This is a genomic window from Sphingobacterium litopenaei (assembly GCF_014692495.1).
In the GTDB taxonomy this organism is placed as follows: domain Bacteria; phylum Bacteroidota; class Bacteroidia; order Sphingobacteriales; family Sphingobacteriaceae; genus Sphingobacterium; species Sphingobacterium litopenaei.
Map to the genome: position 1 here is coordinate 193,876 of NZ_JACOIJ010000002.1, position 24,460 is coordinate 218,335.

Sequence of the window (24,460 nt, forward strand, 5' to 3'; positions counted from 1 at the left end):
TTTTTCTTTTAAATGGACTTATAATTGATATATTTAGCTAATCAATATAAAGGCTATACTATATTATGCATTCAAGAAGATTCTTTATTAAAAAAATAGGACTCTCCACGCTTAGCGTTGGCTTATTTACGACGGCATCACAAGCTTTTTCTTTTGGCACAAAAGCTAAATCGAATAAGCCGATAGTCCTATCAACCTGGGATTTCGGTTTAAAAGCGAATGAAGAAGCTTGGAAAATTTTATCTCAGGGAGGCAGAGCTTTAGATGCAGTAGAGCAAGGTGTGCGTCTTACAGAAGCAGACCCGGAAGAGCGCAGTGTGGGATATGGAGGACGTCCGGATCGTGATGGCAAAGTCACCTTGGATGCTTGTATTATGGATGAAAATGCTAATATTGGTTCTGTAGCTGCTTTGAAAAATATAAAGCATCCTATTTCTGTGGCACGAGCGGTTATGGAGAAAACACCACACGTCATGTTAGTAGGTGAAGGTGCTTTGCAATTTGCCAAGTCGCAAGGTTTTTTGGAAGAAAATCTATTGACCGAACCATCTGAAAAAGAATGGAAAGAATGGTTAAAAACAGCAAAGTATGAACCTGTAGTCAATATTGAGAATCACGATACGATTGGTATGATTGCATTGGATGCGAAGGGCAACCTTTCGGGAGCATGTACTACGAGTGGTATGGCTTACAAAATGCACGGTCGAGTAGGAGATTCGCCTATTATTGGTGCGGGATTGTATGTAGATAATGAAATTGGCGCAGCGACGGCTACGGGGCATGGCGAAGAAGTTATCCGTACTGTGGGCAGTCATTTGGTTGTAGAGTTAATGCGTCAAGGAAATTCTCCGCAAAAAGCTTGTGAAGAAGCGGTGCAAAGAATTATTAAGTTTACGCAAAAGAGAGGCAAAACCTTAGATAATATACAAGTTGGCTTTATCGCTTTAAATAAACAAGGAGAGTATGGCGCGTATTGCATACATGGCGGATTTAATTATGCCAAGTATGATGCAAAAGGAAATGAATTAATAAAGGGAAAATCGTATTTGAAGAATAATGGCTAAACTAGAAATAGCAAGTTTTAATGTACAATCTGCATTGATAGCACAAGAATTTGGTGCAGATCGCGTTGAATTGTGTGCGGGAATGGATGTCGGTGGGACGACTCCTTCGGATGAAGATATCAAAGAAGCACGTGATAAGTTAAAAAATAAACTTCATGTTATGATTCGTCCTCGTGGCGGAAATTTCGTGTATTCAGAAGCTGAATTCGAACAAATGAAAGCAGATATATTGCGTATTAAACAAATGGGTGTAGATGGATTGGTGTTTGGTGTTTTGAACGAAGACAACACGGTTAATGTTGCGCAAAATCGCGAATTGGTACAATTGGCTTCACCACTTTCTTGTACGTTTCATAGGGCTTTTGATGAAGTTCCAGATTTTAAAGTAGCATTAGAAGAGGTTATATTCTGTGGTTTTGAGACTATTTTAACATCAGGTTGTAAGCCAAATGTGAATATAGGGCTGGGTAATTTGCGGGAGCTGGTACAATTGGCTAATGACAGAATCACCATTATGCCTGGTGGTGGGTTGCGTTCTACTAATGTGCAGCATATTCTGTACGAAACAGGAGCTTCTTATTTTCATTCTTCTGCTATCACTGATGGAAGTGATACGACAGTAGGGATGGAAGTAAAAGCAATTAAAGGCGCAATAAAAGTTTAAGCGTTTGTTAATAGTTCTTTTAATTTTTCCTTGTTCAAAGGTTTTTGAACATAATCTAAAATAAAAGGATATTGATTTATTTTTTGTTTATCCGACTCCAGATGAGAAGAACTAATAATGAAAATCTTAGAAGTTAGTATAAACCGATAGCTTTCTTCCTGAATTTTGTCCATCATTTCCCATCCTGACATATAAGGCATATTAATATCTACAAATATGTAATCTGGCATTTTACTATTCATTTGATTTTGCGCGGTCAAAGCTCCTAATGCATCTAATGCATTTTCGTAACTTATAAAATCTATAGTTATATTTTCAATATTCTTTACCATGTTTTCGAATATGAATCGAAAAATAGCATTATCATCAATGAGAACTACGTTGTAATCGGCCATTGTATATTATATTATTGGAAATTTAACAAAAAATGTTGTGCCTTCGCCCACCTTACTTATAAGATCTATTTTACCACCAAGAGACTCCACTTGATATTTTGTGATGTTAAGACCGATACCTTTTGTTTCAAATCCCCGATGAAATATCTTTTTAAACATAAAAAGTTGTGATTTCATTTTCTCCAATTCCATTCCCAGGCCGTTGTCTTGAATAGACAAAGTAACATAATTCCCATCGTGATAGGTTCTCACATGAATTAGAGGTTTTCTTTTAGGATCTGAAAACTGTAAAGCGTTATCCAAAAGTTGGTCAATGATACTGTATAAAGTAACTCTTTGGGTTTTTACTTCTTTAACTTCTATATCTTTAGTAATGGTTGCTGCTTTTTGTAGTATAGTTGGATTATGTATGTTGATTATTTTTTCCAAGACAGCATGAAAATTGCAAAGTTCTATCTCGTTTTTATCCTTAGTCGGATTAATATCGGAGGTAATCACAATTAAATCTTCTACGGTTTCATCCAATTCATCGCAACTTGATTTTAAAAGTTCCAGAAACACATCTATGCTTTCTTTTTCCCGAGATTCTTTGATGCTGTCTATTAACATTTTAATATTAGCTATAGGACTTAGGAAGTTGTGCGCTATGATATGATTGGCTTCTTCTATTTGCAGAATTTTGGATTCTAAGTGTACTTTTATTGTTTCTAAATGATTTCTCTTGATTTCTAATTCATCTGCATTTCTTTTTAAACCTGTCATATCTACAAGCTGAACTATGAAATATTTAGGATTCTTTTGGGTATCCCGAACTAAAGAAATGGTAATAGAACACCATACATAATAGCCACTTTTATGTAGATATCTTTTCAAAAATGTTTGGTAATTTCTTTTTCCCTCGATTAATTCATTTCGCACCAATAAATCATATTTCTTATCATCTGGATGTGTAATATCCTTCGAGCGGATCTTTTGAAGCTCTTCCTTAGAGTAACCTAAAATTTCTGAAACTGTATGATTGCTTTCTACCACGTAGCCGTCTATAGAGGTGAGCGTAGTTCCTACACCCGAAAAATGGAAAGCCTGATAGAACTTGCGTTCTGAAAAGATCAATTGATCTTGATATTCTTTTTGCTTGGTAATATCGGTAATGACAACGGCAACGATTTCCGCGTTATCAGGAATAGGTTTGATCGTTAATGAATACCATTTGATGTTTTCACTGCCCTGAGCAAAGCTATATTCTAAGGTATTTTCAGTTCTGTTTTCGAGGCTATCCCGTATTAGAGGACTAGCTTTAGTTGAAATTGCTGGAGGAAGAACATCCGTTAAAACTTTTCCAAGGAAGGTGCTGGGAGGGAGTATTAGTAGTTCTGGTTTATTTGTCCAATAATTTAAGAACACTCCTTCTTTATTTACTTCGAAAATAATATCATTAATCGAAGATACTAAAAGCCTGTAATGATGTTCCTGTTTCCTTAATTGTATAAGTTGTTCTATTAAAAATGTATTATCATACAATGAAACTATATATTCATCTTCAGATTGGCATAGTTGAAAATGAGCAGAAAGGTACTTCGTATTTTTGTTTGTATTTACTTGGATAATGTACTTTGAGTCGTTACTGAGAGGGATTTCGGATAATACTGGTCTTAAAGAGTTGTAATCTAAGAATGAATATTCTTCAAGCACATTTATATTATCCACATCAGCTATGGATAATAAATATTGTGCTTCAGGAGTGAGCTCTATGATAAAGCCCGTGGTATTTATCCGTAATATTCCTTCTACCTTGAACTTATCCAAAGAGTCATTTTCAAACATTAATATCCAGCTAAATTGTTTAATTAGAGGTGTTATTATCAAATTTTTACTTAACCTCTCTTTAAAGATAACAGTTTTTGGAAATGAACGAATGGTTTTTAAAAAACTTTTGAAATAAAGGTATATTGGTTAATTTTTAGTGATTAATTCTGTATAATAATTAATATAACCTAGAATAATTTTTCTTTTAAGACAACGAAATTTTAGGAATTTGTTCGATCAATGTACTTGCTGCAGCCACTGTTAAATCATGCTTTAATTCAGATAATTCTAATTTAGTTTGATCAGAAAGACGAGGAATACAATAAAGATGAATCGAAGATTGTACTTCTGAAAGGATAATATCGCCAAAAACTATTCCTTTTCCTGCCAGAATTATTTTTTCTGGATTGAGAATATGAATTAACGTTGCAATTCCTTTCCCCAGCATATGTCCAATTTTTTTAATTGCTTCGATTGTCAGTTGATCCCCTACATTGTAAGCATGCACTAGTTGTTCGTAAGTAATCGGACCATCTTTGGTACTTAGAATGGAAGCTTCTCCTGCATTAAGACGTTCTTCAATATAATCAATAGCAGTCTGGAGAGAAGCTTCTACTTCCAAACAGCCTTTTTTGCCACATCTGCATAATTTATTACTATCTGCTAATGGGATATGACTAAATTCGCCAGCAAAACCTTTATGACCTTTAAAGATCTTATTGTTGATAAGAATTCCTAATCCCACACCCCATGTCAAATTGATTACAAGAGTATGAGAAGAGTTTTTAGCTTTCCCAAAATGTTTTTCTACCAAAGCAATCGCTGTTGAATCATTTTCAATATAAGTAGGTAATAATGTGCGCTCTTCTAAAATGCCCGCTACATTATACAAAGGAGAATCAGGTAAGTGCGAAGAATTAATTTTCTTTTCAGCATCTACGAAACCTGGGCATATAATACCAATACCCAAAAAGGCTGATTTACCAAACTGTTGCTTTATATTTTCAACAGCACTAACAATTTCTTCCAGTAATTCGTTTTCCGCGGTGATTAATAAAGGAATTTTCACCGTATCTACAACCTTTTCGATATCCATATTATAAACATCAATCAAAGTACGTTTCCTTTCTATCGAAATCGAAATTATATATCCTAATTTATTTTTATCGGCTTTATATAAATATGCTTTTCTACCACCTGTAGAATCTGTGAGACCTAAATTTATAATATATCCTTTTTTTAGTAGGTCTTTGATTCCTTTGGTAGTAATAGGTATACTTTTTTCTACAGCAAGGCTTAAATCGCCGATGGAGGTAGAGCCCAAAAAGAACAAATTTTTAAGGATGTTAGTGTTTAGATTCATGGTAATTGGTTTTTATTTTTGTAAATATATAAATTAAAAATTAATAAAATTAAAATTTAATAAGGCTAAATATTATCTTTTTTAGAAAAATGTAAAATTAAAACTTTACTGAGAGACTATTTGGTATTGCAATTAGTGGATTATAAGATCAAAATAATTGTATAGCTATTTTACTAAAAAAAAGTTTTACTTTTTTCTTTTTAGTAAAAATTTTCTTCTTTTTTCTTTTCCATTGTATCCTTTAGGATTGTATTCTTTTATAGTCCAAAAAAGAAATGCGCTCCCAATGGAGCGCATTTCATATGAATAAAAGATAACTTAGTTTTGTTTAGCCCACCATAATGGTGTCAATACCGCATCAGGACCACCCAACAAAGAAACGGCTTTATCATAGCCATCTTTGTCGGAGTTCATTAGACTAGATGGATATTTTAACCTTTGTGGGAAAAATTTGATCTGATTGGTCATGTAATTTGCAGTTGTCAATGCTGGCAAATTTGGCAAAGGATTTTCAATCGCAGGATTTTCGAAGAAAGGTAAACCTAATCTTCTGTGATCTGACCATGCTTCTAACGGCAACCATGGCATATTTGCAATATACTTTTGGGTTATGATTTTTGTTAAAGCATCGTTGCGAACAGTTCCGTTTTTATAAATACTATTGACAGGATATTGAATAGTTGCGGTGCCTGCCACTCCTGTGTAGCCGTCTACATAATTCATCGTTCTCGAAGCACCCGGCTCTGTTGTATGGGTGAATTTTACCGATGTTCCCACTCTATTGTAGGTTTCAGAATTCAAGTATGCTGATGCATATTGGGAAACTCCATGGTAATCAAAGTTAGCTTTCACGCCATTTTCATAAGCCGCTTGAGCAGTAGTTCCCGTATTCCAGCCTTTTAGCGAAGCCTCAGCAAGTAAGAAGTAAGTTTCCCAGCTCGCGAAGAATATACGGGAAGAGTTACTTGTTCTATAAGTCTTGGCAAGTGCAGGCATTTTTCCGACTTGAATCGAACGAATTGGGTTCACAGCGCCTTTGGCTCCAAAGTCACCACTTACTGCCGTGCTCCAAGTGAATTTCGTATCTATCCTAATAGTATCCGTATTGAATCCTGTTACAGGAGGAAATTTAACTTGGGTAGTCGAAGCATCGCTCGTATATGAAGGATAATTAGACCAAGTATTGCTATTAATATCTCCCGGTATATAGAAGGTTTTATAGGCTCGTGGGTCTATAATATTAGGTAAACCATCAAAGAAATATCCCGCTGTTGGATCATTGGTTCGAGTGGAATAATGACCTAACATTCTTTTTCCAATGTAGTTTTCTGGTTTTATAGCTGAATGATATTGATCGCCTAACTGATCCTCGGATTTAACACCTCCTAAACCCACATAAATATTATTTAGTGCTGTAGAAATTACCTGACCATTCCATTCTCTACTCATCACACCAGAAAGTGGATCCCATCCTGGTCGCTCTGCTACTTTGAAATTGTGGTCTGCTGTAGTGATTAATTTGTTGGATGCTACAGCATCTTCAAATTCTGATTTTGCTTTATTAGCATCTACCTCAGCGATACGCATAGCTAAGCGAAGGCGCATTGAGTTACCATATCGAATCCATTTGTCCCAATCATATTTGTACGCGGGATCTTGGTTTTGAAGTTTGTCAGGACGAGTTATATTAGCATCTATTTTGCTTGTAGCATCTTTCAGTTCGGCCAACAAGAAGTAGTACACATCTTGTGTTGATTTGAATTCTGGATTTTGGCCAGCAAATGCTTCGGTAGGAATAGCACCAAAATTGTCTGCCAATTCACTCATCAAATATGCTCTCCAAATTCTAGCTACCTGAGTAAGGTTATTGTTATAAGGTTGCGCAGAGCCATTTACAACTTTCATTTCGGCGATTTGAAGTGCTGTATTTGCGTGATTTAACCATTCTGAGATGTAGCGCCAATAATCGTTTGTCCAATCATCATTGTATCCACCACTGGTAATACCTCCTGAAAGGTGTTGACGGCCAGCAGCTTTCCAATACAATACAAATACGCGTTCAGCAATATGTGGATCTTGTTGCGCTGCAATTATTGAATTATTAATAAAATACTCTACTTGAACTTGATTTTCATTTGCTTGCGTAGGGTTAGTATTTATTTCATCAAATTTCGAACAACTCGAAAATGATGCTGCGGTTGCTAATGCAATTGCTATAGTAAGTTTTGTTAATTTCGTTTTCATTTTCTTAGATTTTAGAAGCCCAATGAAATATTTAAAAAGTATGAGCGTGAAGTTGGGAATGATAGGTACTCGAATCCCACAGCATTGGTGCTAATCGCATATACTGATTCTGGATCCACACCATTTGCGTGGCTCTTAATCATCCAAACATTGTTAGCGGATAAAGAAAATTTAGCACTTCTTACTATTGAAGAATTCAATAATCTTCCAGGAATACTGTAGCTCAATTGTATATTTCTTAAACGAATATTCGTCGCGTCATATAGATTTTGCTCCGTGATACCTAGGTTTCCAGAAGTGTTAGTCACTTGGTTCCAATATTGTTGATGGGTTACCGTTTTAGTATTCGCAGTATAACCACCATTGCCATCACTCACTACACCATCTACCACAAATGGTTGTCTATCGCCATTTACTACAGTCTCTGCTGCAAGTCCAGCACGTTGCAATGCTAGATTAGTACCAGCGAAGAATTTTCCGCCAAATCTACCATCCACTAAGAATGATAATCCAACATTTTTGTAAGAGAAGGAGTTTGTGATACCCAATAAAGCTCTTGCACTTTGATCACCTAATAAATGAGAACCGTTTGCTGCTGTTGGAAGTCCATCACCGTTTACGATAATTTTGCCATAATGAGGGCTGCTAGTATCCTCCACGCGCGCATATTTTGTTCCGTATATAGTACCATAACGTTGACCAACTGTACTATTAACTTGCAAATTGTCAAAGCCACCTAATTGATAGATGTTTAGATCCTCTGTAAGCTCGATCAATTCGTTTACATTTTTAGAGTAGTTGACATTAATATCCCAAAGTAAACTTTCAGCATTTTTTAAAACATTAATTCCTAATACGGCTTCTAAACCTTTGTTTTGAATATTACCCGCATTAGCCATATAGTTTTGATATCCTGAAAGAGGATTCATAGCCAATTTAATAAGTTGGTTGGTTGCATTAGTTTTGTAATAAGCAAAATCTAAAGAGAAGCGATCGAATGCTCTGATGTCAAAACCAACTTCAAATGATTTTAGGAGCTCACTTAGTACATTTGGATTATACAAAGTTGGGTTTTTAGAAGCAGTGGTGTTTCCATTAGGATCTTTTCCGATTGAATATGTGTTATATAGTTCATAAGGAGCAAGACTGCCTCCAGTTTCCGCATATGAAGCGCGTAGTTTAGCAAAATTTAACCAGGTAGGGATTGAACCTCCAGTTTTGCTAATCATATCAGACACGACCAATGATGTACTTATTGAAGGATAGAAATATGATCTATTCGCTTTGCTTAAAGTTGATGACCAGTCATTTCTACCTGTCACGTTGATAAACCAGAAATTATCGTAGTTGATTTCAGCAGTTCCGAATAATGAATTGATTTGTTTTTCACGAATACCTTCCGACACTCCTGGATTTCCTTCTGAGTTGCTAATTGTGAATAAATTCGGTACAGTCAACGAACCTGCCGATGAGGAGAGCCAATTTGAGCTTTGTTTCATTATTTGTCCGAAAACAGAAGCTGAACCATTCCATTTACCAAATAAATTGTCTTTACGTGCATTTAAACTTACAATGTAGTTGCGCTCATTGAAGTTGTCAGATCCTACACTATACGAGTTTGTTAATGAAGATCCTGTATAGGTTCTACTGTCGAATTTCGTGTTATATAGATCCGAACCAGCTCTGAAGTCCGCATCTAACCAATCATTAAATTTGTATTTGATAGTCGCATTTAATAAAAAGCGATTTCTCGAATCTTTATTTAACTTATTATTTACCGCCCAATATGGATTTACTGTATTACTGTTATTATACCAAGTTTGATTTGCCCCAGGTTGATCCATGCCTGCTTCGAATTCCGTAATATCAATTGTATTAGGTATTAATAATGCCGTAGAATAATAGTTACCTGCGTTTGAACCACCAACAGCTCTGTTATTAGCTGTTGTATTCATGTATTGAACTTTCAAATCTGTGGTCCATCTTTTTTCTGCACCAAATTGTGATGTCAGTTTAGAGATTAGGTTCAAACGATCCAATTTTACGCCTGGCGTTTTACTATCGTCATGTAGATAGGTGCCTGAAGTATACAAACTAGTGCCTTCGCTTAAAGATTGTTGGAAAGTTAAATTGTGAGTTGTGTTTACACCTGTCTTGAAGAAATTATCTAAATTGTTATATGCCTGTAAAGTGTGTGGTTTTCCGTCCCAGCCTGTTACACTTTGACCGGTAATCTTTTCTCCCCAATTACTTCCTGACTGTGCATTAAATAATCCATCCGTACCTTGAGAAAATTCCGTTTGAAGTTCTGGCGTAATGAAAAGATTTTCTAATCCTACGGTAGCCGAATAAGAAATACCCGCTCCTCTAGAACTTTTACCTGATTTTGTGGTGATTAAGATTACTCCGTTTAAGGCTCTTGAACCGTATAAAGCTGAAGCAGCACCACCTTTTAATACGGACATACTTTCGATATCTTCGGGATTTAAATCTCCGATACCGTTACCCATATCTGCAGATGGGTTCCAAAAATCATTGTTCGACGCACCAGCAAAGTTTTCCATAGGAACGCCATCCACAACGATTAAAGGTTGGTTGTCTCCCGTTAAGGATGTGAAACCCCTCAAAACAATTTTAGATGATGAAGCGGGACCACTTGAACCTTTGATAATTTGCAAACCTGCCACTTTACCCGTCAAGGCGTTAGCGATATTGTTTTCTCTTGCTTCTACTAATGCATCCCCTTTAATGTCCTGAAATGAGTATCCTAAGGATTTTTTCTCTCTTTTAATACCCATTGCTGTCACTACGACTTCGTCGATGCCGCTAGCATCTTGTTCTAAAGTAACACTTACTGTTGTGCCCGATACAGTGATTTCTTGAGAAAGGTAGCCTAGTATAGAAAATTTTAATTTTTCTCCATTGTTAGCTTGAATAGTAAAATTACCATTTGTGTTAGATTGGGTGACTCTATTTGTGCCAAGGACATAAACTGTCACACCAGGCAAGCCTCCATTAGAATCTGTTACTCTCCCAGTAACAGTCTGTTGTGCAAACACTGTTGTAATGCTACATATTAGCATCAACAGCGAAATGCTCCAATGTTTGTAAAATGTGCTCATAATTTGTTAGTAGTAATGAATGTTTGTTATTGATTTTTTATTAAGTTGTCACTTTGCATGACAGCTACACAAGCTGATGCAATAGTTTGTATATTGTCTAGATTTGATATTTCGATAGATGTACGTTGTGATAGTCTTGGAATACAAAAAATGTGAATTGATGATTGAATCTCTGGTAACAGGATAGCTCCAAAGGCAGCTCCAATGCCGCTAATGATTACTTTCTCAGGATTTAGAATATGTATTAACGTGGCTATACCTTTACCTAGCATGAACCCCATTTTCTTTATTCCATGAATACTTAATTGGTCGCCCAGTTTGTAAGCTTGGATAAGTGAATTTAGAAATTGTGACTTGTCTTTACTCTCCACATGAGGTGCTAATAACGATACTTCGCCTTCTTTCAGTCTTTCTTTTATGTATTCTATTGCGGATTCGAGTGAAGCTTCTACTTCCAAGCAGCCTTTTTTGCCACATGAGCACAGTTTATTCTCATCCGCCAATGGAATATGGCTAAATTCACCAGCAAACCCATTGAAGCCTCGGAATAATTGTTGATCTACTATAATTCCTAATCCAACGCCCCAAGTTAAATTGATTATTAGTGAATGATTTGTGTTTTTCGCTTTCCCAAAGTTTTTTTCCGCAATTGCGATGGCTGATGAATCGTTTTCTATATAAACGTCTAACTTAAGATCATTTTTTAATCTACGAGGTAGATCGTATAATGGAGATTCCTTTGAATACGAATTATTTACACCTTTGTGAGAGTCCACAAATCCTGGAGTAGTAATGCCAATAGCAAAAATTGGATATGTATTATAGGTTTCTATAATTTTTTCAGCATAAACAACTATACTGTGGTATATAGTCAAGTCATCGAACTGATTAATGTTTATATCTATATTTTCTATCAACGGTTCGTTGAAAATATTATATAAGCCCATAATAATGGAATACCTATTTATACTGATTGTAAGCGTATTTCCAATTTTTTCTTTGTTCAATTTGTAGGCTGCCGCTCTACGGCCACCAGTTGAGGCTCTAAGGCCGTCTGGAATAACAAAATTTTGGTCAATCAATGACTGTATCGATTTAGCAATAATTGGAACGCTTTTCCCAATAGAATTACTTATCTCTGCTATTGATTGTGGTCCAGAAAAATATAAGGATTTTATAATTTGCGTATAAAACTGGTCCATCATAAATAGGTTCTTGTAAATGTTTTATAAAGTTAAGTATATAATTTTTTAAATTCCAAATACTTTTTAAAAAATATAATAAGTTGTACTTGTTTCCTGCATTTTTATTTTAAGTCACTTGTCAAATCATTTTTTTATCTTCGGGAAACTAAACTCTATCTAATTACATGAAACAACGTTATTATTCGCTGGATGTGTTTCGAGGTGCTACAGTTGCACTTATGATAATGGTCAATAATCCAGGGACTTGGGGAATTATGTTTGCTCCGTTGAAACATGCGCCCTGGCATGGATGTACGCCAACGGATTTAGTGTTTCCTTTTTTTTTATTTGCAGTAGGAAATGCTATGTCATTCGTTATTCCTCGATTACAAGAAGCAGGAGATGCTATTTTTTGGAAAAAGGTGATTAAAAGAACAATTCTTATTTTCTTAATAGGATTGGGATTAAATTGGTTCCCATTTGTCCAATGGATTGATGGTACACTCCAATTCAGAGAGTGGATGAGTAGTGTCGATCCTACAAAAGGGGTGCGAATTCTTGGGGTATTACAACGTATTGCTATTGCTTACTTCTTTGCATCTATACTTGCATATTACTTTAAACCGCGGACGTTAATTTATATTTCAGCTCTAATTTTGTTTGGTTATTGGGGGATATGCGCGGCATTAGGTGGTGAGGATCCTTATTCATTAGCAGGATGGTTTGGTACTGAAATAGATAAAAATATTTTAGGTGTACCGCATATGTATAAAGGAGAAGGCGTACCTTTTGATCCAGAAGGACTGATGAGTGCCTTGCCTGCGGTAGTACAAGTTGTATTCGGTTATTTAATAGGAGTGTTTATTAAGAAACAAGGTCAGGTAGATTGGTTGTGGACTAAAGTTCCTGCTTCCAATGAACCACATTTTAAATTATTGTCTGGACTTTTTGTGACAGGATTTATCCTTATAGTTTTGGGATGGGCATGGTCATTAGGATTTCCAATTAATAAAAAGATATGGACTAGCTCGTACGTGCTCTACACAACTGGATTGGGAATTATGACGATTGGCGGAATGATATGGTATATCGAGGTACAAGGTGTTAAGAATTGGTTAACTAAATTTTTTGATGTCTTTGGCAAAAACCCATTATTCATATTTGTATTGAGTGGTTTATTTCCAAAAGCTATGGCTTTAATTCGTATACCGAATGGATTGTCTGATGCTGGAGAACAATTATACATCACGCCTTTATCTTGGTTTTATCAAAATGTTTGTGCGCAAATGCCGGGAGTACCTGAAATCGGGTCATTAGTTTATTCATTATTGTTTTTGGCGCTGATGTGGATTATCGGTTATTTCATGGATAAAAAAGGTATTTACGTGAAGGTGTAAGTAATATGAAAGTTTGGAAATTAGGTAAATTTGGAAATAGTATAGATAGTTGTCTAAATATATGGGAAATCTGACTGTGAGATAATTGCTCATAGATAAGGTAATTTTCAAATTTCCAAATTCTTTTCATTTTCAAATTTAATGCTTACCTTTGCAGACAATTAATTAAATTTTTAACGCTTTAATATTATTCACGAAATGTATTTAAGTAAAGAGTACAAAGCTGGTATCTTCGCAGAATTTGCTGGTGCAGCTGAAAACACTGGTTCTGCAGAAGGACAAGTTGCTTTATTCACTAAAAGAATTGCTCACTTAACTGAGCACTTGAAAAAAAACAGAAAAGATTTTAATACACAACGTTCTCTACAAAAATTAGTAGGTAAACGTCGTTCATTATTAGCTTATTTGTACAAAAAAGATATCAACCGTTACCGTGCGATCATCAAAGGTCTAGGTTTACGTGATATCATCAAGTAAGCTTCATACAGTGAAAAGCTTAAAAAGCCATCCATTTTTGGATGGCTTTTTTTTGTATTATGCTTACATAGAATAAAAAATCCGTAACTTTGTTCAGAATTTTTAAAGGTCATAAAAATCGATGCATCAGTAGAATAAAGAGGAAAAATGCATCTCGAATTACAAAACAATGAGTTATAACGAAAAAAAAGTAACAATCGATTTAGGCAACGGACTTGCTCCTATCGAATTGTCTACAGGTAAATTGGCTAAACAGGCTGATGGTTCTGTAGTATTAAAGCAAGGTGATACGATGTTGTTAGCAACAGTAGTATCATCAAAAGAAGCTAAAGCAGGTGTGGATTTCTTACCACTTTCTGTAGACTACCAAGAAAAATATGCGGCTACAGGTCGTATCCCAGGAGGTTTCTTACGTCGTGAAGCAAGATTATCAGACTATGAAGTGTTGATTTCTCGTTTGGTAGATAGAGCTTTACGTCCATTATTCCCCGAAACATATCACGCAGACACGCAAGTGATGATCTCGTTGATCTCTGCTGATAAAGATATTATGCCAGATGCATTAGCTGGTTTAGCGGCTTCTGCAGCTATCGCTGTGTCTGACATTCCTTTCAACGGTCCTATTTCTGAGGTACGCGTAGCGAAAATCGATGGTCAGTTAGTAATCAACCCACGTTTATCTCAATTAGATAAAGCGACTTTAGAATTTATCGTTGCTGGTTCTGCACAAGATATCGTGATGGTAGAAGGTGAAGCAAACGAAATTTCGGAAGCTGAAATGGTAGAGGCTATTGCTTTTGCACATGAGGCTATCAAAAAGCAAGTTGCTGCACAATTAGAATTATCAAAATTAGTAGGTTCGGAGACTAAACGTGAGTTTAACCACGAGCCTTCGAATGAAGAGTTAAGAGCTCAAATTTTCAGTGCTACTTACGATAGAGTATACGAGATTGCAAAATCTGGTTCTTCTAAACATGAACGTTCTGAAAAATTTGCTGCTATTGGTCAAGAAGTAATTGATTCATTAGGTGAAGAAATCGACGACGAGACTAAATTTTTAGCTAAAAAATATTTCCACGATGTACAATACGATGCGGTTCGTAATCTAGTATTGGATGAAGGAATTCGTTTAGATGGTCGTGATGTACGTACTGTACGTCCTATTTGGTCTGAGGTAGATTATTTACCTGCAGCACACGGTTCAGCAGTATTTACACGTGGTGAAACACAATCATTGACTTCCGTTACTTTAGGTGCTAAAGACGATGAGCAAATGATTGATGGTGCATTTATCAATGGATACAACAAATTCATTTTACATTACAACTTCCCAGGTTTCTCAACAGGTGAAGTAAGACCTAATAGAGGTGCTGGTCGTCGTGAAATTGGTCACGGTAACTTGGCTATGCGTTCATTGAAAAAAGTATTGCCTGCTGATTCTGAAAATCCGTACACAATTCGTGTTGTTTCGGATATCTTAGAATCAAACGGTTCTTCTTCAATGGCGACTGTTTGTGCGGGTACGTTAGCTTTATTGGATGCGGGTGTGAAATTAAAATCACCAGTATCTGGTATTGCAATGGGCTTAATCACGGATGAAAAATCAGGTAAATATGCTATTCTTTCTGATATCTTAGGTGATGAAGATCACTTAGGTGATATGGACTTCAAAGTAACGGGTACAGAAAATGGTATCGTTGCTTGTCAGATGGACTTAAAAATCAATGGTTTGAAATGGGAAGTATTAACTCAAGCGTTGGATCAAGCGAAAGAAGCTCGTCTTCATATCTTAGGTGAGATGAAGAAAACTATCGCAGAGCCTCGTGAAGATTACAAACCTCACGCTCCTCGTATCATCCAATTGACTATCGATAAAGAATTTATCGGTGCTGTAATTGGTCCAGGTGGTAAAATCATCCAAGAAATGCAACGCGAAACTGGCGCTACTATTTCTATTGAAGAAGTAGATAACAAAGGTATCGTTCAAATTTTTGCAGATAATAAAGCTTCTATCGACGCGGCTACTACACGTATCAAAAATATCGTAGCAAAACCAGAAATTGGTGAAACGTACGAAGGTAAAGTGAAATCTATTATGGCTTTCGGTGCTTTCGTTGAGATTATGCCAGGTAAAGATGGTTTATTACACATTTCTGAAATTGATTGGAAACGTCTTGAATCTATGGACGGAATCTACAAAGAAGGTGATATTGTAACTGTTAAATTGTTAGATATTGACAAACAAGGTAAAATGAAACTTTCTCGCAAAGCTTTATTGCCTCGTCCTCCACGTGAAGACAAACCAAGAAGAGAAGATAAGCCAGCTGCAGCAGCTCCAGCTCCTGAAGCGCCAAAAGCTTAATTTTTCAATAACATAATATTATAAAGGCTCAATCAAAAAAGGTTGAGCTTTTTTGTGGAATGAGATTCAGCTTACTTATTATTGTCTGTGTATTTTTAGACAAACGATTTATAAGGAGCTTTTTAAAGAGTAGAGATAATAATTTTTTACTCACTCCGTTTCACAGGTTCTAAATCTTTTAATTCGTCTTCGGAGAATAATCGATAATGTACTTTAAAGGTTTTGCCGAGAGGTGTTTCTAAAGAAAAGCCACCAGGTCCAAAACCGTCTAGTACATCTAAAGTAAAATGAGAATATTGCCAATATTCGAAAAGGTCTCTATCAATCCAAAATTCAAAACCCTCGACTAGACCTATCATGGCGTCATTCATTCTTGGAAAATATCCGCCTTTTTCAAAACATTGAGGTTGTGTCCCTTCGCAACACCCACCAGCTTGATAAAACATCAAATCTCCATGTTGCGCTGCTAACTGTTGAATCACTTGCTTTGCTTCTTCTGATACATCTAATCGTTTTATCATAATTCAGTTTTTTATAAAAATGGGGTTTCCTTGGAAACCCCAATACATAGATAGTGTGTCTAAAAAAATCCTAATTTTTCTTTATTATAAGAAATCAACATGTTCTTTGTTTGTCGGTAGTGATCCAGCATGATTTTGTGGTTTTCACGACCAATACCTGATTGCTTATAGCCTCCAAATGGAGCACCAGCAGGGTAGGAGTGATATTGATTTACCCATACACGTCCTGCCTGTATGGCGCGAGGAACCGTATACAGTTGATGTGCATCACGAGTCCAGACACCAGCACCTAAGCCGTAGATTGTATCGTTTGCAATTTCAATGGCTTCTTTCTCATCTTTGAAAGTGGTAACAGCCAACACTGGACCGAAAATTTCTTCTTGGAAAATACGCATCTTGTTGTGTCCTTTGAATAAGGTAGGTTTGATATAATAGCCATCTTCAAATCCTTCACCTACGTTGTTTACATCACCACCAGTCAATACTTCTGCTCCTTCTTCTTTACCTAGTTTGATGTAAGATAAAATTTTATCTTTTTGAATTTTCGAAGCTTGCGCACCCATCATTACTGTTGGATCTAGTGGGTCACCCACTTTAATCGCATTTACACGTTCAATTACTTTCTCAATGAATTTATCGTAAATGGATTCTTGGATTAATAGGCGCGATGGACAAGTACAGATTTCCCCTTGATTCAGGGCAAATAGAACTGCGCCTTCTACAGCTTTATCTAAGAACGCATCGTCATGATCCATTACCGATTCGAAGAATACGTTTGGTGATTTTCCGCCTAATTCCAACGTAACTGGAATAATGTTTTCTGTAGCATATTGCATTACCAATCGCCCGGTTGCTGTTGATCCTGTAAAGGCAGCTTTCGAAACTTTTGGATTAGTTACTAAGGCACGGCCTAATTCAGCACCAAAGCCATTCACAACATTGACCACACCGTCAGGAATCAGATCCCCAATCAATTCCATTAATACCATGATAGATGTAGGGGTGCTTTCTGCAGGTTTTAATACAACAGTATTACCTGCCGCTAGGGCTGGAGCCAATTTCCATACCGCCATTAATAAAGGAAAATTCCAAGGGATAATCTGGGCAATTACACCAATCGGCTCATGTACAATTAATGAAACTGTATTAGCATCCAACTCACTTAATGAACCTTCTTCTGCACGGATTACACCCGCGAAATATCTAAAATGATCAATTGCCAATGGAATATCGGCATTTAACGTTTCACGTACGGCTTTACCATTATCAACAGTTTCTACTGCCGCGATATATTCCAGATTTTGTTCGATGCGATCGGCTATTTTGTTCAGAATGATACTTCGTTCTGTAGCAGAAGTTTTCCCCCAGGTTTGAAAAGCTTTTTCTGCAGCATTTACCGCTAATTCTAAATCTTCTTTTGTAGAATGAGCAGCTTGTGTAAAAACTTTTCCATCCAAAGGAGAGATGTTGTCAAAATATTTTCCTTGAACTGGAGGTACAAATTTTCCTCCAATATAGTTGTCATAACGCTCTTTGAACGTCGGTCTTTGAATTGTACCCATATTAGTGTTTATTTATTTGTGTTATCTGTTTATTCAAATTTACCGAACACGAAAGGGGTGCTATAGCATATTTGTGTCAAAGTGCAGGACTATTGTTTCAAGGTCTGTAACAATTTATTATATTTGGTTACGAGCCAATTATAAAAGTTTTTAATGTTATGATGAACAAATCTTTTATAAATACTCTTCCGTACGCGAAGGAAAAGGAGCTAACTACCTTGATAGAGAATAAGCGTTCCTTTGCTGTAGACGAAATGGAACTTCATGTTTTCGAAACATATGAAGCTAGTTCCCTTGTACCATTACAATTTGGCGATATTGTTCTGATTAATATGTTGGAAGGCAAAAAAGTTATGCATATTGGCCAATTAGATGCATTTGATTATCAGCCGGGACAAATGCTCATGCTTCCATCCTATACCAAAATGCTGATAGATTTTCCAGAAGCTACATTGCATAAACCAACACAATGCACTGCTTTGGTCGTAAGTAAAACGAAAATAGATTCAATATTGAATTATCTCAATGAATTTAGTCCAAAGCATCAAATGATAGGCGAATGGAATTTTGATCCTAATATCTTTCATTTATATAATACACCTGAATTGACCGATCTACTCAATAAGTTTTTTCGCATAATGATGGATTCGAATGCGCTCAAAAGTGTGTATGCGGATTTGACCTTCAAAGAAGTCATGATACGTCTCATGCAAGCGCAATCTATGTTGGCATTAGAAATTGGCAATTCTGCGAATGCGGTACTTTTGCACTTAAAGGAATTTATTCGTACACGGATTACTGAGAGAATTTCGATAGAATCTCTAGAGAGAGTAGCTAATATGAGTAAATCGAGTTTGACGCGTCTATTTAAGAAAGAACTTGGTGTAAGTCCAATGGAATACGTTATCAGTGAGCGAATCAGCAAAGCTAAAGAGTTGCTCAAAATGACTAAATCCGTCAAAGAATCCTGTTTTGGAGCAGGATTCAGTGATGTAAATTATTTTGTACGTATTTTTAAGAGTAAAGAAGGTATTACTCCTGGTGCTTTCTTGCTTTCTGTTTAGAATTAAAATTTCATTACGCGATCGAGTTCACGTTTTGTATCACGCTCTTTGATGGATTCACGTTTGTCGAAATCTTTTTTACCTTGTGCTAAAGCTATTTCTATTTTGGCGTATCCACGCTCATTTATAAAGATGCGTAAGGGGACAATAGTAAAACCTCGTTCTTCTCCTTTTTCTTTTAATTTCTTGAGTTCTTTTTTAGTTAAAAGCAATTTTCTATCGCGTTTTGCTTCGTGATTATAAAAGGAACCGAACGAATACTCGGCTATGTGCATGTTACGAATGTACAATCCATCTTCAAAAAATGAACAAAAACTATCGTTAATATTGGCCTTGCCTTCACGTATAGATTTGATTTCTGTCCCCAACAATTGCAACCCTGCTACGTATTTGTCAAGAAGATGATATTCGAACGATGCTCTTTTGTTTTTTATATTTATTTGGGATGATATAGCCATATTTTAATTCTTCCTATGCTGCAAATTTAATAAAATAAAGCATTGAATTTAATATTCTTAATACTTGTTAGTGTATTAACAATAACTTAACTTTATGATATTTATAAGTTTATAAAATTGCTAATAACCGACCAAAATTTTGTAAGTTTGCACGTTTTGGTTAGAGTTTAATGATTCGTAAAAAATGGACTAAGCAATGGAAGCTCTAGTATGTTAGATTAAAGTCATAGTTTTAATGTACCGTATCAACTTCATATTTAATCCGTATTTTTGACGATTATTTGATTTTAGTCAAAAAGTAAGAAAAATCGCATTTTAATAGAAATATCTATAGCATGAGCAAGGGAAAGTTAAGTGAAAGAACAAATAAGTTTCTTCAAGAACAACTAGAGCCTATAAAAGCAAACGACTTATACGCATATTTTAGACCCATACAATCCAAACAAGATACGGAGGTTATAATTGATGGCAAGCGTGTGTTAATGTTTGGTTCGAATTCGTATTTAGGTCTTACTACCGATCCACGCATTATTAAAGCTTCTCAAGATGCATTAGCAAAATACGGTACAGGTTGTGCAGGTTCTAGATTCTTAAATGGAACTTTGGATATTCACGTAGAATTGGAAGAAAAATTGGCTGATTATGTAGGGAAAGAAGCAGCGGTATTATTCAGTACAGGTTTCCAATCCAATTTAGGTCCTTTGTCATGTATCACAGGACGTAATGATTATATCCTTTTGGATGAACGCAATCACGCATCCATCATAGATGGAAGTAGATTGTCCTTCTCAAAAGTAATTAAGTATGCACACAATGATATGGAAGATTTACGTGCTAAAATTGCTCGTCTTCCAGAAGAAAGCTTCAAATTAATCGCTACAGACGGTGTATTCAGTATGGAAGGTGACATTGTTAATCTTCCAGAATTAATCAAGGTAGCTGAAGAATTTGATGCCGCAGTAATGTGTGACGATGCGCACAGTTTGGGTGTGATTGGTGAGCGTGGTGCAGGTACAGAAAGTCACTTTGGTTTGAAAAACAAAGTTGATTTGATCATGGGTACTTTCAGTAAGTCGTTAGCATCTTTAGGAGGTTTCGTAGCTGCTGATAAAGATACTATCGAATATTTGAAACATAGAGCACGTTCATTAATGTTTTCAGCTAGTATGACTCCTGCTTCTGTAGCTTCTACATTGAAAGCTTTGGAAATCATCCAATCAGAACCAGAGCATATCGAGAAATTGTGGGCTAATACGAACTACGCTAAAAAATTATTGTTAGACAGCGGATTTGATTTAGGACATACTGAAAGTCCGATCTTACCTATTTTTGTTCGTAATAATGATAAAACTTATTATGTTACAAAAACGCTTCAAGACAATGGTGTATTTGTCAATCCAGTAGTTGCTCCAGCTGTTCCAGCAGAAGAGTCATTGATTCGTTTCTCCTTAATGGCAACACATACTTTCGACCAAATCGACGAGGCTGTTGAAAAAATGGCTAAAGTATTTAAAACTGCTGAGGTGGAAACATTTGTAGGCTAAGTTTACACTAAAACATAAAAAGGACATGATTAATATCATACCTGTTACTACTAAAAAACAACGTGCGGAATTCATAGATTTTCCGCATGATTTGTATATGGGGGATCCGAATTATGTTCCTGAGCTTTTTGTAGCTCAAGACGATTTATTAAATCCCAACAAGCATCCATTTTACTTACATTCTTCGGCACAATTGTTCTTAGCGTACAAGGATAATAAAATAGTAGGAAGAATTGCGGCAATATGGAATCCTCACCACAATGAGTTTAATAAAGTTAACGAAGGGCAGTTTGGATTTTTTGATTGTATTAATGATCAAGAAGTAGCCAATAAACTTTTCGATACGGCAAAGGCTTGGGTGAAAGAGAAAGGTGGTGATAAGATAGTCGGTCCGATTAATTTGTCTACAAACGAAACCTGCGGATTATTAATTGAAGGGTTTGATCGCCCTCCTGTGGCGATGATGACTTACAATTATCCATATTATATGGATTTAATTGATAATTATGGTTTTACAAAGCAGGTAGACCTTCGCGCGTATGAAATCTTGACAGAAAATGCGAACACTCGTTCTGTTTTATTATTAGATAAGTTAGAAGAACGCTTAAAGCGCTCAGGAATAATTCTACGTTTGATTGATTTGAAAAATTTCAAAAGCGAAGCCGAAAAAATAAAAAAAGTATACAATAAGGCTTGGGACAAAAATTTAGGTTTTGTTCCGATGACTGATGAGGAATTTGCCTACATCGCAAAGGACCTCAAAATGATTGTAGATCAGAACTACTGTATTATTGCAGAAAAAGATAATGAGATTGTAGGTTTTGCTGTCGGAATTCCTAATATTAACGAGATACAGATTAAGATCAAACGTGGACGTTTATTGCCAACAGGTATTTTCAAATTGTTGTTTGGTCGTAAAAAAATCAAAACTTTGCGCGTCATGATGCTTGGAGTTTTGGAAGAGTACCGTAAATTGGGCATCGAAGCATGTTTGTATGGACGAATTATCAAAAATGCGAAGCAGCATGGTATCAAAGGGGCAGAATGTTCCTGGATGTTGGATCATAATTATATGATGAATCACGCTATAGAGCAGATAAACGGTAATTTATATAAACGTTACCGTATCTATGAAAAATTAATATGACAACGAAGGTTTTCATAACAGGTGCAAGTGGTTTTGTGGGATCGCACCTTGTTGAAGCAGCAAAAAATCGTGGATGGGAAGTGCATGCTGCAGTCCGGTCATCAAGTAAGATTGACGATATTAAAACTTATGTGGACAAATTTGTTCATCCAGATTTTGGCAATGTCGAGGAGCTTAAGCATCTTTTTCTTCAAGAGCAATACGACTATATCATACATGCTGCAGCATTAACAAAATCCAAATCGGAGGAAGAAATTTTGCGCGTCAATGTCGGAATGACACAGAATTTGATGCAAGTAGCTTTTGAAGAGGGCGTCCAATTGAAACGTTTTGTATATGTAAGCAGTTTGGCTGCTATTGGTCCTATCGCATATAATAGTACAGAAGATATTCAAGAAGATACAGATTATCGTCCCTTGACAGTATATGGTCGTAGTAAACGTACTTCTGAATTAAATATAAAGAAGAGATTTGCAGATAAACCCATTTCGATTTTCAGACCTACCGCTGTGTACGGTCCACGTGAAAAAGATTTGTTTATCTTATTTGACACACTAAATAAAGGGCTTGATCCTTACATCGGTTCCAATCCACAGAAACTTAGTTTCATCTATGTGAAAGATTTAGTAGATGTGCTTTTGAAAGGTTGTGAAGTTCCTCAGTTTGCATTAGAATTTTATAATATTTCAGATGGTCACGTATATTCGAAATATGCGATGGCTGATATTTTTCGCAAAACATTTAAGAAAAAGGCACTTCGTTTGCATATACCATACAGAGTGGTGGCATTTGTTGCGCGCGTATCCCAAATGTTATATAAAAACTCTTCTAAAACACCCGTGATTTATCCTGAACGTTTAGGAGAGCTTACGGCTGAAAATTGGAGTTGCGATATCAGTAAAGCCAAAACAAAATTGGGATTCAATCCCCAATTTGATCTTGAAAAAGGTTTGACAGCTACATTATTGTGGTATAAAGACAATAAGTGGCTATAAATATAAAGTAATGAGTGAAGGAAAAATTGACAAGAAGTTGTTTCAGGACAGAAAAAGAACGAATATTTTAAGTAACCCTGAGCAACAATTTATTACCTATCTACTACCTAAGATTCCTAATTGGATTTCTTCTGATGGACTGACGGCAATAGGATTTTTTGGTTCTTTGATGATCCTGATTAGTTTTTTGCTTGCAGAATATGTGGATCGTTCGTTATTATTATTAGGTATCGTTGGTTTTTTCGTGCAGTGGTTTGGTGACTCTTTGGATGGACGTATTGCTTTCTTTAGGAACAAATCACGTAAGTGGTATGGTTTTGCCTTAGACATTGTCATGGACTGGGTGAGTACCGTATTAATCGGTTTGGGATATGTGTTTTATGCCTCCGAAGATTTTAAATATTCTGGATTTGCTTTAGTAGCATTGTACGGTTGGGCAATGATTATTTCACAATTGCGTTACAAAATCACTGATAAATATACTATTGATGCGGGTCTTGTAGGACCTACAGAGATTCGTGTGATTATTGGTTTGGTCTTATTATTGGAAGTTTTAGTTCCTTTCTCAATTAATTACAGTGTAATTGTAATCTGTGTGATTTTGTTTTTTATCAATTTAGCGGATACGAAGAAATTGTTGGATTTGGGTGATGAACGCGATAAAGCGGAGAAACTTGCTAAACAGCATAAAGATTAAAGAATGGGCTTCAAACTAAAAGAATTTTTAAAAGCACAGCTTTCTGCCTTTTTGGGTGGAATGACTGACCTAGGAATTTATTCTTTTTGTTATAAGGTGTTGAATTTTTCAGCACCTTTTTCCAATGCAATAAGCGGGGCGTTAGGTGCAATTGTTAATTTTTTAATCAATCGCTATTGGTCATTTAACAATCAGAAGACGCCTATTGCCAATCAGCTTTGGAAATTCATCCTCGTTGTCATTGGAAGTATCACGTTAAAATCGCTTGGGATATATTTCTTTGTGGATAGATTGCAGTGGGATGGTATTTTATCAAAATTACTTGTTGAAGTAATAGTTTCCTTGGGTTTCAACTTTACCCTGCAGAAATTTTGGGTCTTTAAGAAGTAATTGG

The 24,460-nt window shown here is 35.9% G+C and carries 20 protein-coding genes; 11 read left to right on the plus strand and 9 right to left on the minus strand.

All coding sequences use genetic code 11. From position 1 onward, the window contains the following. Window positions 1-65 precede the first annotated feature (65 nt). Complete coding sequence (locus H8B04_RS02030) at window positions 66-1,064, plus strand: isoaspartyl peptidase/L-asparaginase family protein (protein ID WP_190301273.1); 999 nt, start codon at window positions 66-68, stop codon at window positions 1,062-1,064. Beyond that, window positions 1,057-1,728, plus strand: a complete 672-nt coding sequence (locus H8B04_RS02035) for a copper homeostasis protein CutC (protein WP_190301274.1) — start codon at window positions 1,057-1,059, stop codon at window positions 1,726-1,728. The genes H8B04_RS02030 and H8B04_RS02035 overlap by 8 nt, the downstream gene beginning before the upstream one ends. Here the strand turns inward: H8B04_RS02035 and H8B04_RS02040 are convergent. The 6 genes from H8B04_RS02040 to H8B04_RS02065 form a co-directional block, all read right to left on the minus strand. After that, window positions 1,725-2,123: a response regulator gene (locus H8B04_RS02040; protein WP_190301275.1), complete on the minus strand. Its 399-nt coding sequence runs from the start codon at window positions 2,121-2,123 to the stop codon at window positions 1,725-1,727. The two genes, H8B04_RS02035 and H8B04_RS02040, sit on opposite strands and share 4 nt — an antisense overlap. Before the next feature lie 6 nt (window positions 2,124-2,129). After that, window positions 2,130-3,947 carry a PAS domain-containing sensor histidine kinase gene (locus tag H8B04_RS02045; protein WP_190301276.1) on the minus strand — a complete coding sequence of 606 codons (1,818 nt, stop codon included), beginning with the start codon at window positions 3,945-3,947 and terminating at the stop codon, window positions 2,130-2,132. 187 nt (window positions 3,948-4,134) lie between these two features. Beyond that, window positions 4,135-5,292 (minus strand): ROK family protein, encoded by a 1,158-nt coding sequence (locus tag H8B04_RS02050; protein WP_165290059.1) that lies wholly within the window; start codon window positions 5,290-5,292, stop codon window positions 4,135-4,137. A 318-nt stretch (window positions 5,293-5,610) separates the two neighbouring features. Continuing rightward, window positions 5,611-7,536 (minus strand): SusD/RagB family nutrient-binding outer membrane lipoprotein, encoded by a 1,926-nt coding sequence (locus H8B04_RS02055; protein WP_165290060.1) that lies wholly within the window; start codon window positions 7,534-7,536, stop codon window positions 5,611-5,613. Between the two features lie 11 nt (window positions 7,537-7,547). Beyond that, window positions 7,548-10,658: a SusC/RagA family TonB-linked outer membrane protein gene (locus H8B04_RS02060; RefSeq protein WP_190301277.1), complete on the minus strand. Its 3,111-nt coding sequence runs from the start codon at window positions 10,656-10,658 to the stop codon at window positions 7,548-7,550. Between the two features lie 26 nt (window positions 10,659-10,684). After that, complete coding sequence (locus tag H8B04_RS02065; RefSeq protein ID WP_165290061.1) at window positions 10,685-11,863, minus strand: ROK family protein; 1,179 nt, start codon at window positions 11,861-11,863, stop codon at window positions 10,685-10,687. A gap of 164 nt (window positions 11,864-12,027) precedes the next feature. Between H8B04_RS02065 and H8B04_RS02070 the strand changes: the two genes are divergently transcribed. From H8B04_RS02070 to H8B04_RS02080, 3 genes are all read left to right on the plus strand, one after another. Continuing rightward, on the plus strand, window positions 12,028-13,239 hold the full coding sequence (locus H8B04_RS02070) for an acyltransferase family protein (protein ID WP_190301278.1): 1,212 nt from the start codon (window positions 12,028-12,030) through the stop codon (window positions 13,237-13,239). A gap of 198 nt (window positions 13,240-13,437) precedes the next feature. Beyond that, entirely contained in the window at window positions 13,438-13,716 is a 279-nt protein-coding gene (gene rpsO / locus H8B04_RS02075; RefSeq protein ID WP_149914686.1) for a 30S ribosomal protein S15, read from the plus strand. Between the two features lie 169 nt (window positions 13,717-13,885). Continuing rightward, entirely contained in the window at window positions 13,886-16,078 is a 2,193-nt protein-coding gene (locus H8B04_RS02080) for a polyribonucleotide nucleotidyltransferase (protein WP_190301279.1), read from the plus strand. A 146-nt stretch (window positions 16,079-16,224) separates the two neighbouring features. Here the strand turns inward: H8B04_RS02080 and H8B04_RS02085 are convergent, their stop codons facing one another. Both H8B04_RS02085 and H8B04_RS02090 read right to left on the minus strand, forming a co-directional pair. Continuing rightward, on the minus strand, window positions 16,225-16,599 hold the full coding sequence (locus tag H8B04_RS02085) for a DUF779 domain-containing protein (RefSeq protein WP_165290064.1): 375 nt from the start codon (window positions 16,597-16,599) through the stop codon (window positions 16,225-16,227). A 59-nt stretch (window positions 16,600-16,658) separates the two neighbouring features. After that, entirely contained in the window at window positions 16,659-18,161 is a 1,503-nt protein-coding gene (locus H8B04_RS02090; protein ID WP_165290065.1) for an aldehyde dehydrogenase family protein, read from the minus strand. A gap of 158 nt (window positions 18,162-18,319) precedes the next feature. Here H8B04_RS02090 and H8B04_RS02095 point away from each other — a divergent pair, with 158 nt between their 5' ends. Further along, window positions 18,320-19,225: a helix-turn-helix domain-containing protein gene (locus tag H8B04_RS02095; protein ID WP_223815207.1), complete on the plus strand. Its 906-nt coding sequence runs from the start codon at window positions 18,320-18,322 to the stop codon at window positions 19,223-19,225. 2 nt (window positions 19,226-19,227) lie between these two features. Here the strand turns inward: H8B04_RS02095 and smpB are convergent, their stop codons facing one another. After that, window positions 19,228-19,683, minus strand: coding sequence for an SsrA-binding protein SmpB (smpB, locus tag H8B04_RS02100; RefSeq protein WP_165290066.1), 456 nt, complete (start codon window positions 19,681-19,683; stop codon window positions 19,228-19,230). Window positions 19,684-20,018: 335 nt separating this feature from the next. On the opposite strand from smpB, the gene spt reads away from it, so the two are divergent. Genes spt through H8B04_RS02125 form a run of 5 tightly spaced genes read left to right on the plus strand, consistent with a single transcriptional unit; the run spans window position 20,019 to window position 24,456 of the window. Beyond that, window positions 20,019-21,227, plus strand: a complete 1,209-nt coding sequence (gene spt / locus H8B04_RS02105; RefSeq protein ID WP_165290067.1) for a serine palmitoyltransferase — start codon at window positions 20,019-20,021, stop codon at window positions 21,225-21,227. 25 nt (window positions 21,228-21,252) lie between these two features. Further along, the gene (locus H8B04_RS02110; protein WP_165290068.1) at window positions 21,253-22,374 is read left to right on the plus strand and encodes a GNAT family N-acetyltransferase; all 1,122 of its coding nucleotides are present in this window, start codon (window positions 21,253-21,255) and stop codon (window positions 22,372-22,374) included. Then, a complete protein-coding gene (locus H8B04_RS02115) occupies window positions 22,371-23,369 on the plus strand; it encodes an NAD-dependent epimerase/dehydratase family protein (protein ID WP_165290069.1) in 999 nt (332 codons plus the stop codon). Before H8B04_RS02110 ends, H8B04_RS02115 begins: the two co-directional genes overlap by 4 nt. A gap of 10 nt (window positions 23,370-23,379) precedes the next feature. Next, on the plus strand, window positions 23,380-24,066 hold the full coding sequence (locus H8B04_RS02120; RefSeq protein ID WP_165290070.1) for a CDP-alcohol phosphatidyltransferase family protein: 687 nt from the start codon (window positions 23,380-23,382) through the stop codon (window positions 24,064-24,066). Between the two features lie 3 nt (window positions 24,067-24,069). Beyond that, the gene (locus H8B04_RS02125) at window positions 24,070-24,456 is read left to right on the plus strand and encodes a GtrA family protein (RefSeq protein ID WP_190301280.1); all 387 of its coding nucleotides are present in this window, start codon (window positions 24,070-24,072) and stop codon (window positions 24,454-24,456) included. The last annotated feature ends 4 nt before the right edge of the window (window positions 24,457-24,460 follow it).

Coding starts and splice junctions, on each gene's coding strand:
- H8B04_RS02030 (WP_190301273.1), top strand. CDS start 66: ATGCATTCAAGAAGATTCTTTATTAAAAAAATAGGACTCTCCACGCTT.
- H8B04_RS02035 (WP_190301274.1), top strand. CDS start 1,057: ATGGCTAAACTAGAAATAGCAAGTTTTAATGTACAATCTGCATTGATA.
- H8B04_RS02040 (WP_190301275.1), bottom strand. CDS start 2,123: ATGGCCGATTACAACGTAGTTCTCATTGATGATAATGCTATTTTTCGA.
- H8B04_RS02045 (WP_190301276.1), bottom strand. CDS start 3,947: ATGTTTGAAAATGACTCTTTGGATAAGTTCAAGGTAGAAGGAATATTA.
- H8B04_RS02050 (WP_165290059.1), bottom strand. CDS start 5,292: ATGAATCTAAACACTAACATCCTTAAAAATTTGTTCTTTTTGGGCTCT.
- H8B04_RS02055 (WP_165290060.1), bottom strand. CDS start 7,536: ATGAAAACGAAATTAACAAAACTTACTATAGCAATTGCATTAGCAACC.
- H8B04_RS02060 (WP_190301277.1), bottom strand. CDS start 10,658: ATGAGCACATTTTACAAACATTGGAGCATTTCGCTGTTGATGCTAATA.
- H8B04_RS02065 (WP_165290061.1), bottom strand. CDS start 11,863: ATGATGGACCAGTTTTATACGCAAATTATAAAATCCTTATATTTTTCT.
- H8B04_RS02070 (WP_190301278.1), top strand. CDS start 12,028: ATGAAACAACGTTATTATTCGCTGGATGTGTTTCGAGGTGCTACAGTT.
- rpsO (WP_149914686.1), top strand. CDS start 13,438: ATGTATTTAAGTAAAGAGTACAAAGCTGGTATCTTCGCAGAATTTGCT.
- H8B04_RS02080 (WP_190301279.1), top strand. CDS start 13,886: ATGAGTTATAACGAAAAAAAAGTAACAATCGATTTAGGCAACGGACTT.
- H8B04_RS02085 (WP_165290064.1), bottom strand. CDS start 16,599: ATGATAAAACGATTAGATGTATCAGAAGAAGCAAAGCAAGTGATTCAA.
- H8B04_RS02090 (WP_165290065.1), bottom strand. CDS start 18,161: ATGGGTACAATTCAAAGACCGACGTTCAAAGAGCGTTATGACAACTAT.
- H8B04_RS02095 (WP_223815207.1), top strand. CDS start 18,320: ATGATGAACAAATCTTTTATAAATACTCTTCCGTACGCGAAGGAAAAG.
- smpB (WP_165290066.1), bottom strand. CDS start 19,683: ATGGCTATATCATCCCAAATAAATATAAAAAACAAAAGAGCATCGTTC.
- spt (WP_165290067.1), top strand. CDS start 20,019: ATGAGCAAGGGAAAGTTAAGTGAAAGAACAAATAAGTTTCTTCAAGAA.
- H8B04_RS02110 (WP_165290068.1), top strand. CDS start 21,253: ATGATTAATATCATACCTGTTACTACTAAAAAACAACGTGCGGAATTC.
- H8B04_RS02115 (WP_165290069.1), top strand. CDS start 22,371: ATGACAACGAAGGTTTTCATAACAGGTGCAAGTGGTTTTGTGGGATCG.
- H8B04_RS02120 (WP_165290070.1), top strand. CDS start 23,380: ATGAGTGAAGGAAAAATTGACAAGAAGTTGTTTCAGGACAGAAAAAGA.
- H8B04_RS02125 (WP_190301280.1), top strand. CDS start 24,070: ATGGGCTTCAAACTAAAAGAATTTTTAAAAGCACAGCTTTCTGCCTTT.